This window comes from Novipirellula artificiosorum (assembly GCF_007860135.1).
Lineage (GTDB): Bacteria > Planctomycetota > Planctomycetia > Pirellulales > Pirellulaceae > Novipirellula_A > Novipirellula_A artificiosorum.
In genome coordinates, this window is the sequence record NZ_SJPV01000001.1 from 1,533,790 (window position 1) to 1,551,001 (window position 17,212).

The window sequence follows — 17,212 nt, forward strand, 5'->3', positions numbered from 1 at the left end:
TGACGAAAATCGCACGGCCTCGTCTGCTAGCATCCAAGACTTCCCACGCGGGCAAACCCTTGGCCGTTGTTGGAACTTGACAAACAAGCAACAATTGCAAGCCGACTTCGTTCCTCACTCTCGCAACCCACCTATGAACCCTTTATTTCGCCATTTTTCGCTCTTGTTGGCTCTCTCGGCATGCTGCGCCGGTTGTGGAAGGAACCCAGCCGAACAGGCGGGTTTACCACAACGGTCCAACGAGACCGTCTCGACCATGCCGCTTGCGGCTCCGCAGAGCGAACGAGCCGAAATCGAAGGGCAAGCCTTAGCCGAATTCAATCGCGGCGCGGGTTTGATCGAGCAGTACAAATACAGCGACGCGGCAGAAGCCTTTGAAAAGGCCCTCAATTTGGCTCCGGATTGGACCGCTGCGAAATTCAATATTGGCTTGGCGCTGTTGAATCTGAATGGCGAAAAAGGTGCCAAGGAAACACTCGGGCGGGCGAGAGATTTGTTCCTCGAAATCTTGCAAGCCCATCCCGATCATAAACACGCTCACTTTTCGCTCGGAACCTATTACCAGCACGCAGGGGACAACGAGAAAGCACTCGAGCATTTTCGAGCCGTGTATGAGCTGGATCCTCAAGACCCGTTTGTCAGTTTTCGTTATGCCGAACTGTTGATTGGCTCGAACGATCATGAACAGGCTCGCGAGATTTTAACGGACATTGTCGACAACGATCCCGGTTTCACGTCGGCGGTCTACCGGTTGATGATTGAATACCAACGAGCCGGTAACCCGCAGCGAGCCATGGAGTTGGCAGAACGGTTTCAGAAACTAAAGTCGACCGAGTTGACCCCAGAAATCTACAGCATTGGCAAGGTCTACGGAGCGTCCGGACAGTACTACCAAGTGCTCGGCGCCGACAACCTTCCACTGTCGCCTCGCCCCGCGACGGAAGTGAGGCTTGATTTCTCGCCTGAGGTTCTCAAGTTCGACGCCATGCTGGTGGATTGGAAACAGCGGAGTGCACCCGAGGGCGCCGGCATTCGCTTGGCGGGTGTCGCCGCGGAGGACATCGACGACGATGGTGATTTTGATTTGTGTTTGACCGCTTTGGATGAGGAAGGCAAAACGACGCTTTGGATGAATGATGGTTTCGGGCACTTCTCCGAGGGCGCGGCGATTGCCACGCAAGGCGTTTCACCCTGCATTGCGGATGTGGACAACGACGGAGATGTCGATCTTTGGCTGGGCCGCGTGGGGAAGGACCAGTTGTTTGTCAATCGCGGTGACGGCACATTCCAGAGCGTCGATTCGGTGAAACAGGCAGACGAGGATTGGGTGACCACCTGTGCTCGGATGATCGACGTCGATTGTGATGGCGATCTTGATTTGGTCGCATGCCGATCGGCTTCGCAATCGATACCGCCATCGCCGGATGCCCCAGCGGTTCGATCGAGCATCCTCGGAAACAATCGTGACGGAACGTATCAGGATTTGACTGGACCCTTGGGGCTTGATGATCCGATGAACGCGTCGCTGGTTGTTTCGGGTGATTTCGACAACGACCGCGACTTGGATATGGTGTTTTTCAAGGCGTCGGATCAACTCCCCACCGTTTGGGTCAATGATCGAGCCTGGTCAAGCCATCTTGCGGATGTGGAGAAGTCGGGTTTAACGATGACGCATGTCCTTGGCGCCACAACCGGGGACCCTGACAAAGATGGCGACCGTGACTTATTGGTTTGGACGACCGATGGTATGACGTTGCTCGAAAACGATGGACACTTTCACTTTACCGCACTGACTCGTTTCGCCGATGCTCATGGCGGGATGGGGGGAACAGGGGGGCAGTTCGTTGACATGGACAACGACGGTGATTTGGATATCGTCATCGGTGATGCCGCTCGCAAGGATGGTTCGATCGGTCCAGCCATTCTTGTGAACCAGTGGCCGCAACCGGCGTTTGAATCGCTGTCGGACATCAACCCGAAGTCTCTTTTGTCGGCGATCGAGACGGGTGGGCCGAGCAGTTGCGTGGCGGCTGATTTCACAGGCGATGGAAAATGTGATTTGTTTCTCAATCCGATCGGGCAGGCTCCTTTCATCTTGGTCAATCGCTCGGCGGATGCCCACTGGGTCGGGCTGAAGATGGCCGGAGCCGAGGGAAGCGAAAAGAAAACGCGTTCGAACCAATCGGCGCTGGGCACTCGAGTGGATGTGAAGAGCGGCAGGGTTTGGCAACAGTATGTCGTCGGGGCGCCTTCGGGCTCGGTCGCCATGCCCCCATTGCGGATCCATGCGGGGTTGGGCGACGCGACGAGTGTCCAGTGGTTAAGGGTCGTTTGGCCCGACGGGGTGCTGCAAGCCGAATTGGAGTTGGCTGCGGACCAAGTCGTCGAACTCGCTGAATTGCAACGCAAAATATCTTCCTGCCCCCATTTGTTTGTCTTCAATGGCGATCGCTATGAGTTTGTTAGCGATTTCGGCGGCATGGGTGGGCTGGGCTACCTCGCCGCGCCCGGCATCTACGGACAACCGGATCCGACCGAGTATGTCCCCCTTCCGAAGTTGGCTCCCGTGGAGGGTCAATTTGTGATGCAAGTTCTCGAACCGCTTGAAGAGGCGGTCTATTTTGACGAAGCAAAATTGGTTGCGGTCGATCACCCCGTCGGGACAACCGTCTATCCGTCCGAGCTGATGGCGATCAATGTCAGCCCGCCGAGTTTTGAAATGTTCTTGTGCAACGATCCGATTCGGCCGGTTGCCGCTACCGATCATCAAGGCCGCAATGTGACTGCGGCCGTGCAAGCGATTGACCGTCAATACGCGGGTGCGACCGATCTCGATCCGCGGTTTTTGGGGTACGCCGACGACCATTACGTCGAATTGGATTTCGGCGATGCGATGGATGATTTGGATCCAAACTTGCGGTTAATTCTGTGTGCGTATGGTTGGGTTGAGTACAGTTATTCAACGACAAATTTTGCCACCGACCAAGCGAAGTTGCCACTCAAAGCACCGACCCTCTCGGTCTATCGCGACGGCAAGTGGATCGACGAGTTTGTCGAGTTTGGCTACCCTGCGGGTCTCAATCATTACATGACGCTCGACGTCACCGGGCACCTTCGCGCTGGCGATCGACGCGTCCGAATCCGCACAAACATGGAATTGTTTTGGGATCAAATCTTCTTGATGCAACATCGCGAACAGATGGAGATGAGGATCCAAGAGATTTCGGTTGCTAACGGCGAGTTGCATGACCGGGGTTATCCACGCGAGTACTCACCGGATGGTCGCCATCCTAACTTGTTGGACTACACCAACATCGATCGGGGGGCGCCGTGGAAACGTCAAGAAGGTGACTACACCCGGTTCGGTGAGGTCACGGAGCTGCTCCATGAACCCGATGACCGGTATGTCATCTTTGGTCCAGGCGAGGAATTGACGTTGAAGTTTGATGTCGATTCGCTCGAACCTTTGCGGGACGGGTTCACTCGCAGCTACCTGTTGAAAGCCGACAGCTATTGCAAGGACATGGACTTGTATACGGCTGAGCCCGATACGATCTCGCCGCTGCCGTTTCACGGCATGAGCGCGTATCCCTACCCACCATCCGAACACTATCCCAAAACGCCGGCCCACGTTGAGTATCGCCGCAAATACAATACTCGATCCGTTCGTAGTCTCCGGCAATAAAATGGGGGGTCTTGATCTGTGGAGGTTCGGTTCCATTCGCCGCGCGTGCCTGACCCAACAGGGGGTGATTCGGTACCCTCGTTGATGAGGTACGATGGGGGGGATCGCACTGAGGTCGTGCGGATTCCAGACAAGTGTAAGAGCTGATGCCGGACGAAGGCCCCAAAACGGACAGTGATGACGAGGATCGCGAAGACGAGCATCGCGAAGATGAGGATGTTGCTTTCCAACGCTTGCTTGCTGACTTGATCGCCGCCGTGGAACGCGGTGAAAGGGTCGATCGCGATGCTCTGGATCGTGACTATCCGCGATATGCAAAATCCATCTGTGAGTTCTTGGACGATCACGAGCGGCTTCATGGTGCGGTAGACGAGCTCTTCGAACCGCCGAGTGAAGAGGATCCTTACGCGACGCTCCATTCCTCCGAGGATCATCGTAGCGGTAGCCGAGTGTGGTCGCTTGCTCGCTTTGGGGAAACCGAATTTCCCATTTCGTTTGGTGACTATTCCCTTTTGCGAGAGATCGACCGCGGCGGAATGGGGATCGTTTTCGAAGCCTTGCACTGCAGTTTGAACCGCGTCGTTGCACTGAAAATCATGCGGACCGCGGGATTGGCAAGCGAGGAAGAACTGCGGCGTTTTCGTTTTGAAGCGGAAGCGTCGGCGGCGATCAAGCATCCGAACATCGTCCCCATTTTTGAAGTAGGCGAAGCACACGGGCTGGTCTACTTCACCATGGCGTTCGTCGATGGCGAGGACTTAAGCTCATTGGTGAGGCGAAGGCAAATACAGCCGCGAGAAGCGGCAAAGATCATGAGCAAGGTCGCCGATGCCGTCGCGACCGCTCATCGTCAGGGTGTGATCCACCGCGATTTAAAACCGTCCAATATCCTGGTCGACGAGAAAGGCGAGCCCTATTTGATTGATTTTGGTTTAGCCAAACAAGAAGAATCTCGCGATGCATTGACCTGTGCTGGGCAAATTCTCGGCACTCCCGCCTACATGGCACCCGAGCAGGCAAGCGGAAAATGTATTCAGAATCCAGCGTCCTGTGACCTCTATTCGCTCGGCGCGGTGCTGTACGAGTTGCTGACTCGTCAAGCTCCGTTTCACGGTCCCACTCCCTTCGACGTTTTGTTGCAAGTCGTTGATCGGGACCCTGCAAGACCACGACAACTATGCAAACAGATTCCTCGTGATCTGGAGACGATTTGCATGCGAGCGATGGAGAAGGATCCTGCACAACGCTACCCGTCCGCCGAGCAGATGCAGTTGGATCTGCAACGTTTCCTACTCAACGAGCCCATCCTCCGTCCACGCCCGACGCTTTCCGATCGTATGCAGATGTGGTGGCGGCGTGAACCGATCTTAGTAAGTCATCTTTGCGGGATTTTCTCGGTCTTGCTGGTGGTCATCGCGGCACAGTTGATTCGCGAGACCGATTCGCAGAACACGAAATTGAAGGTGACACTGTTGCTCGTCTGGCTCGTCGGTAGCCTGCTCTTTCAGCGTCTTTCGGTGGTGAACCGAATGACCGACGTGGCGCATTGGTTGTGGGCAGCGTTTGATGTTGCAACCTACACCACGCTCATCTATTGGGCGGATCCCCCACGCGGGCTATTGCTGGTCGGCTATCCCATGATGATCACCGCCAGCGGGCTGTTTTATCGAGCCCGCTTTGTCGTTTTCGTGACTTCCGTCTGCGCCATCGGATTCCTGTTGCTCTGCGTGAGCGTCGAGGATCCGATGACGCTGCGGACGGATTTCTGTGTGATCTATTTGTCGGGACTGGTGGTTCTTGGCCTATGCCTTGTTTCGATGATCCGCCGGGTCCGAGGCCTCAGTGACTACTTTGGCAGAGGCAACGAGTAGGCGGTTCACCGTTGTCGGCGGCCATGAACTCACGGACTAAGTCGCTTCCTTGTTCTTGTTTCGCTTCTTGCCGCCTTGGTTGGCTTTTTTCTCGCCAGCAGGTTTCGTCATTCGTTCCGGCAATAGTTCCTTTTGTTCGTCGGTCAGAATTGCCATGACCTCCTTCTGCAACTTCTGGCGAACCGCCATGATCTTCTTCATGGCTTCGGCCTGAGCTTCGGTCAGCCCGGCGGCTTTGTTGATCGCGGCAACCATCTCACTCCCTTTTTTGTCCGAGTCTTTCATCGACTGCTGGGCTTCCATCCGCTTTTTCAACAGTTCAGGCGTTAACTTGGCGGACTCGCGAATCTGATTCATTTCCGTATCGACCTTTTTGGCCATCTCTTTGATCTTCTCAACTTGCGCGTCCGTTAACTGGACACTCTCAAGCTGCTTGATCAGTTGATTGGCAGCACTGCGGCTGGCACCGCGGTTGCCTCGCTTCTTCGTTGTTGTTTCGTCGGCGCTAGCGGGGATCGTCAAACACATGGCCAATGCCAACACACTCATCATTCGGATCTTCATGGACATTACTCTATCAAAGGGGGGAAAGCACGCAGCCAGGCGAAGCCGCAATTGGGGAGCTGCTGCTCGGCACCAATCGTCGCAGCAAGCGAGGATTCGCCCGATACCTGCGTGTCGGGGAGCTAGGGATGTTAAACCACCCGCGTCGGCAGGTGTTTCGCCAAAAGACCGTAGCAACACGAAACCGGCAAGAATTCCGGGGCGGGTGCATTGTCCCGATTCAAATCGAGGGTCCGGTTGAAGGTGGCGCGGCGGTCCTCTAACGAGAGTTTCGGTGCAAGGCCGCCGAGCGACGTTGAGGTCGTCCTCAACTCAAAATTGGAGGAAACGCTCGTTAAATCCCCGTTTCAGCATAGGGATCAAGGTAATCATCGTCGGAGGCCGGTTTCTTCTCTGCTGGTTTCGAGGCCTTCTCGGATGGCGTTTGTGCTGGCTTGATTGGCTGAGCGAGCGTGGGTTGACCTGACTGCGGTCCTTGCGTTGATGAGCTGCCGCCAAGATCGGGTTCGGGAGCCGGCAGCGGCTCGAGAACGGACCGGCCCGATGCGTCAGAGTTGTTTGCCGGCGATGCAGGATTGGAAAATGGCGAATGTGAACCGCTTTCGGACAGGAACCGCGGATCGCCGTTGTCGACTCGAAGGTGAAGTTGATGCCGAGTTTCAGCAAAGCCGGCAAGCGAGGTGATCCAGCCCAATTCGGGATTGCCGACCACACCGTCATAGTGCAGTACGAGTTCGGCGAGTAGGTCCGTCGAGGGCGAACCGGAGTCGACCCACTCGACGATGCGGTGCGGAGCCAAATAGTCGCGCCATCCCTCCGCCTCGTCACCGAGGAATTCGAGGCCATCGGAAAGCTGGGCCGCCGCTCGAGCCAGGGTGGTGTTGGAGAGGTTGGGATTGAAACCGCCCTCGGGATAGACGGGCTGGTCCCAAATCGGCGGTTGCAGCCCGTTCGGGGCGTCTGCGGAATCGTAGGCAGACGTGTCTTGTGGGCCTGCTGGGGAGGCGGCGTCATAGCGTGAACCACCGTAATCGGGGTAGTCGTATTCCGGATAGCTGTAACCCGGTACGCGTTGGCTGGGGACACGGTAGCTTGGGGAGACCCCGTAACTTGGCAGGACCCCGTAACTTGGCAGGCCGTAATCACGCGGGATCGTCGGGACAACGAATCCAGGAATCAGCGGACCGTAGCCGGGGTAAAACGAACGGTAGCCGTAGCTGTACGGCCGATAGTCGTAGATGCCTGCTCCATAAGAACGGTAAGCCCCATAGCCGATCCCCGTGTCGATTGACGTAAAGGGAGCACGTACGCGCGCGGCCCCCCAAGGAGCGACATCGACTGCGACATACGGAGCACGCACTCGGACACCACCCCCGAACCATTGGGCGGACGCGACGGTTGAAGGCAGCACCAGAAACAGCGTAGCGGCGAGGAGAGAATGGCAGCGGTCGATGGCAGTCGTCATGGCAAGGGGGTGTCAGTGAGTCGCGAAGTGGTCCGATAGGAGCTAGTGGACCGTCAGCATTAAATTTTAGGGTAGTGGATTTCGCCAGAAATCCGTAACTCAAATTTTCTTAGGGACTTCTGGCGAAGTCCACTACGTCCCAACTCGCAGTTTTAACCTTGACGTCCATCAAAGGGTTTTCCGAGCAAAGGGAATATTTCGGGGTCAAGGAATGCTCCCGAGGTTGTCGCCTTGACCGAGCGGCGGGGCCGTCGTCGATCGCAGGGCAGACTCCCTTATTCTACATCCCGGAGCGTTTTTCGAACGAAGTTTGCCGATAATTGTGTCTTCAATTTTGCGAGAGCAAACGTTTTCGGCGATTTTTGGGCACTGGAGAGCAATTTTCGCCGCTTCTACGCACGACTTCGCTTCGGTAGCTCTTGACAGAACAGCCCGGAAACGGATACTTGCCCTTCCAATTGACTCAAGCTCGACGGAAAAGATCCACAAACACCTTCCTATGCCAACCATTAATCAACTCGTCCGAAAACGACGAAAGCTGAAAAAGAGCCAAAGCAAGTCGCCTGTTCTGGAAAAATGTCCTCAAAAGCAGGGCGTTTGCTTGCAAGTCCGTACCATGACTCCCAAGAAGCCGAACTCGGCGTTGCGGAAGATTACGCGTGTACGATTGAGCAATGGCAAGGAAGTGACGGTTTATATCCCTGGCGAAGGCCATAATTTGCAGGAACACTCGATCGTCTTGGTTCGCGGCGGCCGAGTTCGTGACTTGCCGGGGGTTCGTTACCAAGTGGTCCGCGGTTCGCGTGATGCCTTGGGCGTCGACGGCCGGAAGCAGTCGCGAAGTCGTTACGGCGCCAAGAAGTAGGGCGACGGGAAGTAACGAATCGCATTTAACGTTTTTGATCCAGCACTTTGATCTCGGTGTTTGCTCGCGTCCATCGCGAAGGCCACCCCGATCCACACCGATTAACCAAAATCAATTATGGGACGTATCACAGCTAGCCGGACCTCGCTCAAAGGCGATCCGAAGCACAATTCGATGTTGGCAGGCAAGTTCATCAATTGTTTGATGCTTGATGGCAAGAAAACGACCGCACAAAAGGTGTTCTACGACGCGTTAGCCGAGATCGGAAAGCGGAATTCCGATTCCGAGCCGATTCAGATCTTCGAGGAAGCGGTTGAGAACATCAAACCGTACATCGAAGTTCGCAGCAAGCGGGTCGGTGGTGCGAGCTACCAGGTTCCGATGCAGGTCAATCGGACTCGCCAGCAAAGTTTGGCCATTCGTTGGTTGCTTGCTGCGGTGCGAGACAAGAAGGGTCGCCCGATGCACCTGAAATTGGCCGATGAGGTGTTGGCTGCTTACAAGAAAGAAGGCGTCGCTTACACGAAACGCGAAAATACCCACCGCATGGCGGATGCGAACAAGGCGTTTGCTCACTTCGCTTGGTAGGATGCTCGCTCGAAATGATTCAACAACCGCGATCCGGTGTCTCACCCGGTCGCGGTTTTTTATGCGCTGCGGTAATCTACCTGCAGCAGCCACTCGCTAAGATACAGTCACCGTCTCGTACTTTGTTTTCTTGTCAGTGTTGAACTGACCCTCCACCTCTAAGCCCGCAATTGGATAAGCTCGCAATCGGATGGCCACCAATATTTCTAAACTTCGCAACATCGGTATCATCGCTCACATTGATGCCGGCAAGACGACCGTGACCGAGCGGATGTTGTACCTCAGCGGGGCAAAGCATCGTGTGGGTCGCGTCGACTTTGGGACGACGGACACCGACGATGACCCTGAAGAGCAAGAACGCGGGATTACGATCTTTAGCGCCTGCGTCAAATACAATTGGAAAGACTATTCCATCAACTTGCTTGATACACCGGGGCACGTCGATTTCACGGCCGAAGTCGAACGCTGCTTGCGCGTCCTCGACGGCGCCGTGACGGTCTTTTCCGCACGCGAAGGCGTTGAAGCGCAAAGCGAAACCGTTTGGCGACAAGCGGACAAGTATGGGGTTCCGCGAATCGTCTTTATCAACAAGATGGATCGCGAAGGAGCGAACTTTGAGGCCGTCTTCAACGATATCGGTCCGCGACTCGGTGGCCGGCCCGTGGCGCTTGAAATACCGGTCGGCCAAGGACCGCCCCACACCAACAATCCCTTTCGCGGCGTGATTGACTTGGTCGAAATGAAACTGATGGTGTATGACCCGGAAACCGAAGGCAAACAGGTTAGCGAGACCGACATCCCCGACGACTTGATCGATGAGGCGACGTTGTGGCGTGAGCAGATGCTCGACGTCGTCTACGAACTCAGCGACGAAGCGATGCAATTGGCGATGGAAGAAAAGCCGGTGCCGCGCGAGTTGATTGTCGGAGCGATTCGTCAAGGTTGCATCGAGATGACGATCCAGCCGGTGTTGTGCGGATCGGCGCTGCACGGGATCGGTGTGCAGCCGCTGATGAGCGCCGTGGGCAACTACTTGCCCAGCCCGTTGGATCGACCACCGGTGGCAGGCGTTGACCCCAAGAAGCCAGACAAGGTCCTGAGCCGGAAACCCGATTCGACGGAACCCTTCTGTGGTTTGGTGTTCAAGATTTTGCCCGCCAAAACGGGTGACAACTATTGGCTGCGTGTTTACAGCGGCGAATTAAAGCAGAACTCACGCGTCCAATGTCCCAACCGTGACAAGAAAGAAAACGTTGCTCAGTTGTGGCAAATTCATGCGACCAAGAAAGATCGCGATGGTCAGATCGACTCGGTCGGTGCCGGCGACATCTGCTGTTTGATCGGCCCGCGTTTTGCCATCACGGGGGACACGCTTTGTGACACAAAGCAGTGGATCGAGCTACCAAGCATCAAGTTTGCCGAAACCGTGTTGTCGATGGCCATCGAGCCGGAAAGTACGGCGGATCGGAAGAAGTTGGAAGAAATCCTGGAGATGCTCAAACGGCAAGACCCAACCTTCCAAGCGGTCGAGAACGCGGAACTGGGGCAAACGCTAATCAGTGGGATGGGCGAATTGCATTTGGAAGTGATCCAACATCGGTTGACGCGTGATTTTGGCTTGAACGTGAAGTTTTATAAACCACGAGTCAATTACCGCGAAACGATTGGTGGCCATGCCGATGTTACCGGACAATGCAATCGGCAAATTGGTGCGTCACATATGTTTGCGAGATTGAAGGTTCGGGTGGCCGCTTTGGAGGATCCCTCGGCTCCGGTGCTTGTGTTTGATCGTTTGCCGGCTGAATGTCCGTTGCAAGGCAATGCCCGCGCTGCGGCGATCGAAGAGCTCCGCCAGCGGGCTCAAGGAGGCGGTTTGATCGCAGGTTTTCCACTCTCGGGTGTGAAGATCGAAGCCTATGACGCTGAGGTCCACGAAGAGGGCAGTGATGAAGTGGCGTTTCGAATTGCCGCAGGCGATGCCTTTGATCGTGGATTGGAAGCGGCTGGCCCCGTGCTGCTTGAACCCGTCATGAAAATTGAAGTCACCACACCCGAAGACTACATGGGCGAGATTGTGGGTGACCTGCAGCAACGTCGAGCGATCATCGCGGCAACGGAAACACGGGGCGCGATGACGGTGATCACCGCACACGCGCCGCTCAAGGAATTGTTCGGCTACAGCAGTGCCGTTCGCAGCTTGAGCCAAGGACGTGCGGGTAGCAGCATGGAACCGCACAGCTATCAACCCGCCCCCAAAGCAGACGCGGAAGCGTTTCAGTATTAGGGCAGCAACCATGGGACGGACATGACCGAGACTCTTTCCTACATCCGTGGTCAGGCAAAGCAGTGTTTCCCTGCCGACGCTCTGTCCGCGACCGGCAACTCGCCCCTCGCGGCGCCGTCGAACCACGACCATGACACGCTCGTGCTGATCGACCAAACACGCTTGCCCGCCGACTTCGTGACCGTCGAGTGCGGCACGGTGGAGCAGGTTTTCGACGCGATTGTTCGCCTGGTCGTTCGCGGCGCACCGGCGATTGGGATCGCCGCAGGCTACGGCGTCTGCTTGGCTCGAGATGCCGATGGGAATCGTTCGCCGATGGCCTACCTTGAAGCGATCGATCGATTGGCCGGCAGCCGTCCGACCGCCGTCAATCTGTTCTGGGCACTCGAGCGAATGCGAACGGTCGTCGAATCGGTGGGGGCCGGCGACGGACTGCATCATCGATTGGTGGCCGAAGCGATCGCCATCCACGATGAAGACCGGCAAATGTGCAAAGCCATGGGCCGGCACGGGGCGTCGCTGCTGAGCGAATGCGAATCGGTCATGACCCACTGCAACGCGGGTGGATTGGCGGCGTCGATGTGGGGAACCGCGTTGGCACCCATTTACCATTTGCACCAATCAGGCCACACGCTGAACGTCTTTGCCGATGAAACGCGACCCTTACTGCAAGGCGCACGGTTGACGGCCTGGGAACTGTCTCAAGCAGGCATTCCCGTCACCGTGCTGACCGATTCGATGGCAGGATCGCTGCTGCGAACCGGTCGCATCGACGCCGCAATCGTCGGCGCCGATCGCATTGCTGCCAACGGTGATGTCGCGAATAAGATTGGAACCTACCCGTTGGCAGTCCTGGCGAGCTACCACAACGTTCCGTTCTACGTCGCCGCACCGTCGAGTACCTTTGACCCCAAGTTGGCGAGTGGGGATTTGATCCCCATCGAACAGCGACACCGAGACGAAGTGGCTCGACCCTACGGCGTTCCACTGGTTCCCGATGCCGCCAAAGTCATCAACCCCGCTTTCGATGTGACACCCGCCGAATTGGTCACGGCACTGATTAGCGAACGGGGCGTGGTGAGGCATCCCAATCGTGAAAAGCTAGCAAAACACTTTGAGCAGGCTTAAGGCGGATGATTCGTTGGAGTGGTAGGCTTTAGCCGATTGCGTACTGGATCCTTGCGCAATCGGCTAAAGCCTACCACTCCAACGTGCGCAGTCTGTTTTTGACTCAATCGATGTAAGCTGATTGCATACAAAGGGTTACGGGGAATAGGTTTGGACGGATGAATAACCCTCCACGCCTGCCCCGCGATGACCTGAAGGAACTCGATAGTGAGTTCCTGGAGAATCCGGGTTATGGCGGTTCGGCGAAGCTACGATCCGTAGAGAAAAAGATTTGCGATTTCTTGTAGATTCCCCTTCGCGGTGACCAGACTTGTCACAGCACCGGCTGATACTTCTGTTGTCGAGCCAACGTGGTCTTTTGGGTTGTCTCAATGCGAGACAGGAAGATCAATTCGGAATCGACGCGAACCGTTTCCGCGCAAGGTGTCTGATACAGGGTCAGTCGTTTCTTTCGTGTTCTTGCACGAATAAAAGAACAAAAACGTGGTCAAACACGCAATAAAGTTCAAGAATACAAACGAACCTAGCACCAGAGCCTGCCGTGTGTCCAAGATTGGCACACCATTTGTTGGTAGAAGGAACTTGTTCGCAACATTTAACAAGCAAGTCAAGGAAGTAGAGCAATGCTAGTATTAAGCCGCAAAGAGGGTGAGCAGCTATTGATTGGTGAGAATATCGTTTTGACGATCAATCGCATCTCTGCGAACCGTGTTGCGATCGGCATCGAGGCCCCCAAAGACATTCGAATTGTGCGGGGGGAACTCGACCAAAAGGAGATCTCGCCGCGGGGCGTGTCCCCGATGTCGGTGGTTGTGGAACAGTCGACCGTTTCGGTCGCTAGCCAGGCGGATCGGTGATCTAAGCGGCGCGACGAAGACGCCCGTAGACCGGTTTTTGCATTCGGATTGTTTCTTGCAACGCCTCGGCTGCCAGCTTGACTTCGTCAACTCTCACTCGCCGCTGCATTTCAGCCGCGGCGGAATTGGCTGAGAATTGGCCGAGAGCTTCGCTCAGGCGTGAAGGTCGTGTGAGGTTGCAGATCATACCGGCGAACGCATCACTTAGCGGCTTTCGATCGCCCAGGATTGCTTGGCGGATTGCGGCGAGCCGTTTCCCCCGGCGAAAAGAGGGCGTGTTCCATGACACCACCCCGTCCTCGGCCTGGATTTCGCAGTTCTCCGCGGTCACGGAACGCCAATCGGACGTCTTGGCGGCTAATCCGGCGCAGTAGGACGCCTCCAGCAGATCGGTTCCCCGATAGCAATGGACCGCTCCGCGCAGCGTTTCTCGGCGCCAGAACGACGCTTCGATGAAAACGCCGTCGATTCGAGCGACGTCCCGACGATCCAGTGCGGATTGGCCTGCTCCGGTCGGTTCACACAACCGTCCCGGGTGATCATGCCATCCTGCGGCGAGGATTTGGTTGGAACGGATTTGCCTCACCACCGGCGCCACCGATACGACGTCAGAATGCTCAAATTTCTCCAGCGCAGCATCCGTCCATCCCGCGGTTGCTTTCAAACCAGAGCCGAGGACATGGACTAATCGCCCGCGAGCCGAATCCACTCCCTTGGCGATCAGGTCGAGCTCATCGGATGAATCTGCTGTGACGAAGCGGACTTCACCGCTCAAACCGAACGGATCGTCGTAGTGTCCGTCATGTGCGACGATCACTTCACATGCGGCTGGTTGATGCTCGAGAACGCTGATGAGGCTGTTTTCGAACGCCACCGTGTCCTGACCAACAGGCACGACGACACTCAGATGGGGAAGGAGAGGGATTTTTGGCACCGATACACCTCGGGGAAGAACGCCAGGCTCGTTGTACTCTCTCTTTTTCGGTAGAAATATCGACACAGATGAGATCTTCGCCACCGAAACGCCCAAAATGGACAACCCATGGACACTCGACAACTCTCTAGCGATGGCCCGAAGGTCTCAGAAATCGGCTTTGGTGGGTGGGCGATTGGCGGCGGATGGGGCGGCACCAATGATGCCGAATCGATTCGGGCCTTAAACGTGGCAATCGATCGAGGCGTCAATCTGATCGACACGGCGGAAGGCTACGGCGATGGGCATGGTGAACGGGTGATCGCCGATGTTTTGAAAAGTCGCGCTGAACCCTTGTTTGTCGCGACGAAGACTCCGCCGGCAGCGGGGCCGTGGCCACCAAGTCCCTATTGCCGCTGGCAAGATCGCTATTCGGCCGCTTACCTGCGTGACAACGTGAACGCGCGGCTCAGGAACCTCGGTATCGATCGAATCGACCTGCTGCAATTGCATACGTGGACGCGAGCTTGGAATGATGATCCTCAACCTCTGCTCGTCCTACGTCAACTTCGCGATGAAGGCAAAATTGGCCTGATTGGGGTCAGCACTCCCGAACAGGACCAAGACTGTGTGATCCAATTGATGCGAAATGGGCTCGTCGATGTCGTTCAAGTGATTTTCAACCTATTCAACCAGGACGCAGCTGCTCAGATCCTGCCCGTTGCCGCAGAAACCGGCACCGGGGTGATTGTTCGCGTCGCTCTCGATGAAGGTGCATTGGCCGGCAAGTACGCCGCGGACCATCTTTTCGCCGAAGACGATTTTCGCCACCGGTACTTTGCGGGGGATCGTATGAGTCGCACGGTCGAACGCGTGGATCAGATCCGCGAGGATGTTGTGGCGTTTGGCTTGGCAGACGACTACACCCTTGCCGATGTAGCACTCAAGTTTGCGTTATCTCGGCCCGAAGTCAGTACCGTGATTGCGGGAATGCGAACCGTCGAGCAAGTCGAGCAGAACACACGGACGAGCCAATTGCGGGATTTGCCACCCGAGATGTTGACAAGACTTCGCCGACACAACTGGCGCCGAGGTGTCTGGTATTCCGGCAAGTGACACCGTATTCACTTGGCCGGTGAGGTTCCAGCTAGCCTTCGCTGTCGCTGAGGACGGCCATGAACGCTTTCTGGCTGATTTCGACGTTGCCGATCGCCTTCATCCGTTTCTTGCCTTCTTTTTGTTTTTGCAGCAGTTTGCGTTTTCGCGTGATATCACCGCCATAACATTTGGCGGTTACGTTCTTTCGCATCGCCGGCACGGTTTCGCGAGCGATCACGCGGCTGCCAACCGCCGCCTGGACGGCGACTTCGAACATATGCCGTTCAATTTCGAGCTTCAATCTTTTCACCACGGCGCGGCCTCGTCGATCGGCGTCGGCTCGGTGACAGACGATGCTCAATGCATCCACGCGACTACCATTGACCACGATGTCTAATCGACACAAGTCGGCTGGCTCGAACCCGACCATCTCATAATCAAGCGTCCCGTAGCCGCGCGTGCAACTCTTGATCTTGTCGTGCAAGTCGTACACCACTTCCGCCAAGGGGATGTTGTAACCCAGCATCGCTCGCTGGGCGCCGAGGTACTCTTGCGTCTGCTGGATCCCGCGACGTTCTTGACACAACTTCATCACAGCGCCGATGTAGTCGTTGGGAACGATGATGTTGCAGCGTACAATCGGTTGACGAAATTCTTCGATGTCGCCTGGGTCCGGAACATCTTGCGGTTTATGGATCGAGATTGTTTCGCCTCGCTTGTTGATGATCTCGTAGGTGACGTTCGGAGCCGTTTGGACCAAGTCGATGTCGGATTCATTCTCGAGTCGCTGTTGAATGATCTCCATGTGCAACAGACCGAGGAAGCCACAGCGAAACCCAAACCCCAAAGCCTCGCTGGTTTCGGGTTCAAACTCGAAGCTCGGATCGTTGATCGAGAGTCGCTCGAGCGCATCTCGCAGTTCGGTGAAATCTTGGCCGTCGCTGGGAAACAAGCCACAGTAAACCATCCGTTTGGGGCGTGAATATCCGGGCAGGGCCGGAGCATGCTTGTCCCCAGGAATGGAGATGGTGTCGCCGATATGAACGTCGCCAAGGCTCTTGATGTTGCAAATCAGGTAGCCGACTTGGCCAGCCTTGAGTTGATCGCAGGGTTGGCGTTGCGGCGCGAACCGTCCCAATTCCACCACCTCGTGGACCGAGCCCGCTTTCAAAAACCGAATCTTCTGGCCTTTGCAAACGGTCCCGTTCATGATTCGGACGTAGGTGATCGCGCCTCGAAAATCGTCATAATTCGAATCGAAGACCATCGCTTGCAGTGTCGCAGCTGGGTCGCCGGTTGGCGTCGGGATGTGCTCGATGATGCAGTCAATCAACTCGTCGACCCCCTGGCCCGTTTTGGCACTGACTCGAACGCACTCATCGGGGTCGGTACCGAGCGAATTCATCATCTCCTCAGCCACTTCCTCGGGCCGAGCGTGGGTCAAGTCGATCTTGTTGATCACCGGAATGATTTTAAGATTGTGTTCCATGGCGGCGAAGGCGTTGGCGACGGTTTGTGCTTCAACCCCTTGGAAGGCATCGACCAGCAGCAAGACGCCTTCGCAACAGGCCAAAGACCGTGAAACTTCGTAGTGAAAGTCGACGTGGCCGGGCGTATCGATTAGATTCAGCTCGTAATCCGTGCCATTGCGTTTGAACCGCATGGTGACCGCACGCGCTTTAATGGTAATCCCACGTGATCGTTCGAGTTCCAAATCGTCCAGCAATTGTTCCTTCATGTCACGATTGCTGACCGTTCCGGTATGCTCAAGCAAGCGGTCGGCAAGGGTGCTCTTGCCGTGGTCAATGTGAGCGATAATGCAAAAATTCCGAATGTTCGATGACATATTGTTTCTTCAACGATTGGCCTGACTCGAATGGGGATCGAAGGATTC

13 protein-coding genes are annotated in these 17,212 nt (G+C 56.0%); 9 read left to right on the plus strand and 4 right to left on the minus strand.

The features are described from left to right. Nucleotides 1–133: 133 nt before the first annotated feature. Both Poly41_RS05435 and Poly41_RS05440 read left to right on the plus strand, forming a co-directional pair. Nucleotides 134–3,685: a CRTAC1 family protein gene (locus Poly41_RS05435; protein WP_197231080.1), complete on the plus strand. Its 3,552-nt coding sequence runs from the start codon at nucleotides 134–136 to the stop codon at nucleotides 3,683–3,685. Nucleotides 3,686–3,831: 146 nt separating this feature from the next. Continuing rightward, on the plus strand, nucleotides 3,832–5,556 hold the full coding sequence (locus Poly41_RS05440) for a serine/threonine-protein kinase (protein WP_146524818.1): 1,725 nt from the start codon (nucleotides 3,832–3,834) through the stop codon (nucleotides 5,554–5,556). 36 nt (nucleotides 5,557–5,592) lie between these two features. On the opposite strand, the gene Poly41_RS05445 is transcribed toward Poly41_RS05440, so the two are convergent. After that, entirely contained in the window at nucleotides 5,593–6,120 is a 528-nt protein-coding gene (locus Poly41_RS05445) for a hypothetical protein (RefSeq protein WP_146524819.1), read from the minus strand. 334 nt (nucleotides 6,121–6,454) lie between these two features. After that, nucleotides 6,455–7,585: a hypothetical protein gene (locus tag Poly41_RS05450; RefSeq protein WP_146524820.1), complete on the minus strand. Its 1,131-nt coding sequence runs from the start codon at nucleotides 7,583–7,585 to the stop codon at nucleotides 6,455–6,457. A gap of 499 nt (nucleotides 7,586–8,084) precedes the next feature. Here Poly41_RS05450 and rpsL point away from each other — a divergent pair, with 499 nt between their 5' ends. From rpsL to Poly41_RS05475, 6 genes are all read left to right on the plus strand, one after another. Continuing rightward, on the plus strand, nucleotides 8,085–8,450 hold the full coding sequence (gene rpsL / locus Poly41_RS05455) for a 30S ribosomal protein S12 (protein WP_008708955.1): 366 nt from the start codon (nucleotides 8,085–8,087) through the stop codon (nucleotides 8,448–8,450). 117 nt (nucleotides 8,451–8,567) lie between these two features. Then, nucleotides 8,568–9,038 (plus strand): 30S ribosomal protein S7, encoded by a 471-nt coding sequence (gene rpsG / locus Poly41_RS05460; protein ID WP_146524821.1) that lies wholly within the window; start codon nucleotides 8,568–8,570, stop codon nucleotides 9,036–9,038. A gap of 190 nt (nucleotides 9,039–9,228) precedes the next feature. Further along, nucleotides 9,229–11,322, plus strand: coding sequence for an elongation factor G (gene fusA / locus Poly41_RS05465; RefSeq protein WP_146524822.1), 2,094 nt, complete (start codon nucleotides 9,229–9,231; stop codon nucleotides 11,320–11,322). Between the two features lie 21 nt (nucleotides 11,323–11,343). Continuing rightward, nucleotides 11,344–12,450 carry an S-methyl-5-thioribose-1-phosphate isomerase gene (gene mtnA / locus Poly41_RS05470; RefSeq protein ID WP_146524823.1) on the plus strand — a complete coding sequence of 369 codons (1,107 nt, stop codon included), beginning with the start codon at nucleotides 11,344–11,346 and terminating at the stop codon, nucleotides 12,448–12,450. A 158-nt stretch (nucleotides 12,451–12,608) separates the two neighbouring features. After that, the gene (locus tag Poly41_RS35390) at nucleotides 12,609–12,737 is read left to right on the plus strand and encodes a hypothetical protein (RefSeq protein WP_261344884.1); all 129 of its coding nucleotides are present in this window, start codon (nucleotides 12,609–12,611) and stop codon (nucleotides 12,735–12,737) included. 336 nt (nucleotides 12,738–13,073) lie between these two features. After that, nucleotides 13,074–13,307, plus strand: coding sequence for a carbon storage regulator (locus tag Poly41_RS05475; protein WP_146524824.1), 234 nt, complete (start codon nucleotides 13,074–13,076; stop codon nucleotides 13,305–13,307). 1 nt (nucleotide 13,308) lies between these two features. Here the strand turns inward: Poly41_RS05475 and Poly41_RS05480 are convergent, their stop codons facing one another. Continuing rightward, nucleotides 13,309–14,241, minus strand: coding sequence for a glycosyltransferase family 2 protein (locus Poly41_RS05480; protein ID WP_146524825.1), 933 nt, complete (start codon nucleotides 14,239–14,241; stop codon nucleotides 13,309–13,311). Nucleotides 14,242–14,349: 108 nt separating this feature from the next. Between Poly41_RS05480 and Poly41_RS05485 the strand changes: the two genes are divergently transcribed. Continuing rightward, nucleotides 14,350–15,336, plus strand: coding sequence for an aldo/keto reductase (locus tag Poly41_RS05485; RefSeq protein WP_146524826.1), 987 nt, complete (start codon nucleotides 14,350–14,352; stop codon nucleotides 15,334–15,336). Between the two features lie 31 nt (nucleotides 15,337–15,367). On the opposite strand, the gene lepA is transcribed toward Poly41_RS05485, so the two are convergent. After that, entirely contained in the window at nucleotides 15,368–17,164 is a 1,797-nt protein-coding gene (gene lepA, locus Poly41_RS05490) for a translation elongation factor 4 (protein WP_146524827.1), read from the minus strand. Nucleotides 17,165–17,212 lie beyond the last annotated feature (48 nt).

Bases quoted from the DNA above. Each gene is read 5' to 3' on its own strand.
- Poly41_RS05440 (WP_146524818.1), top strand. From the start codon at position 3,832: ATGCCGGACGAAGGCCCCAAAACGGACAGTGATGACGAGGATCGCGAA.
- Poly41_RS05435 (WP_197231080.1), top strand. From the start codon at position 134: ATGAACCCTTTATTTCGCCATTTTTCGCTCTTGTTGGCTCTCTCGGCA.
- fusA (WP_146524822.1), top strand. From the start codon at position 9,229: ATGGCCACCAATATTTCTAAACTTCGCAACATCGGTATCATCGCTCAC.
- Poly41_RS05485 (WP_146524826.1), top strand. From the start codon at position 14,350: ATGGACACTCGACAACTCTCTAGCGATGGCCCGAAGGTCTCAGAAATC.
- Poly41_RS35390 (WP_261344884.1), top strand. From the start codon at position 12,609: ATGAATAACCCTCCACGCCTGCCCCGCGATGACCTGAAGGAACTCGAT.
- Poly41_RS05450 (WP_146524820.1), bottom strand. From the start codon at position 7,585: ATGACGACTGCCATCGACCGCTGCCATTCTCTCCTCGCCGCTACGCTG.
- mtnA (WP_146524823.1), top strand. From the start codon at position 11,344: ATGACCGAGACTCTTTCCTACATCCGTGGTCAGGCAAAGCAGTGTTTC.
- rpsL (WP_008708955.1), top strand. From the start codon at position 8,085: ATGCCAACCATTAATCAACTCGTCCGAAAACGACGAAAGCTGAAAAAG.
- rpsG (WP_146524821.1), top strand. From the start codon at position 8,568: ATGGGACGTATCACAGCTAGCCGGACCTCGCTCAAAGGCGATCCGAAG.
- Poly41_RS05475 (WP_146524824.1), top strand. From the start codon at position 13,074: ATGCTAGTATTAAGCCGCAAAGAGGGTGAGCAGCTATTGATTGGTGAG.
- lepA (WP_146524827.1), bottom strand. From the start codon at position 17,164: ATGTCATCGAACATTCGGAATTTTTGCATTATCGCTCACATTGACCAC.
- Poly41_RS05445 (WP_146524819.1), bottom strand. From the start codon at position 6,120: ATGAAGATCCGAATGATGAGTGTGTTGGCATTGGCCATGTGTTTGACG.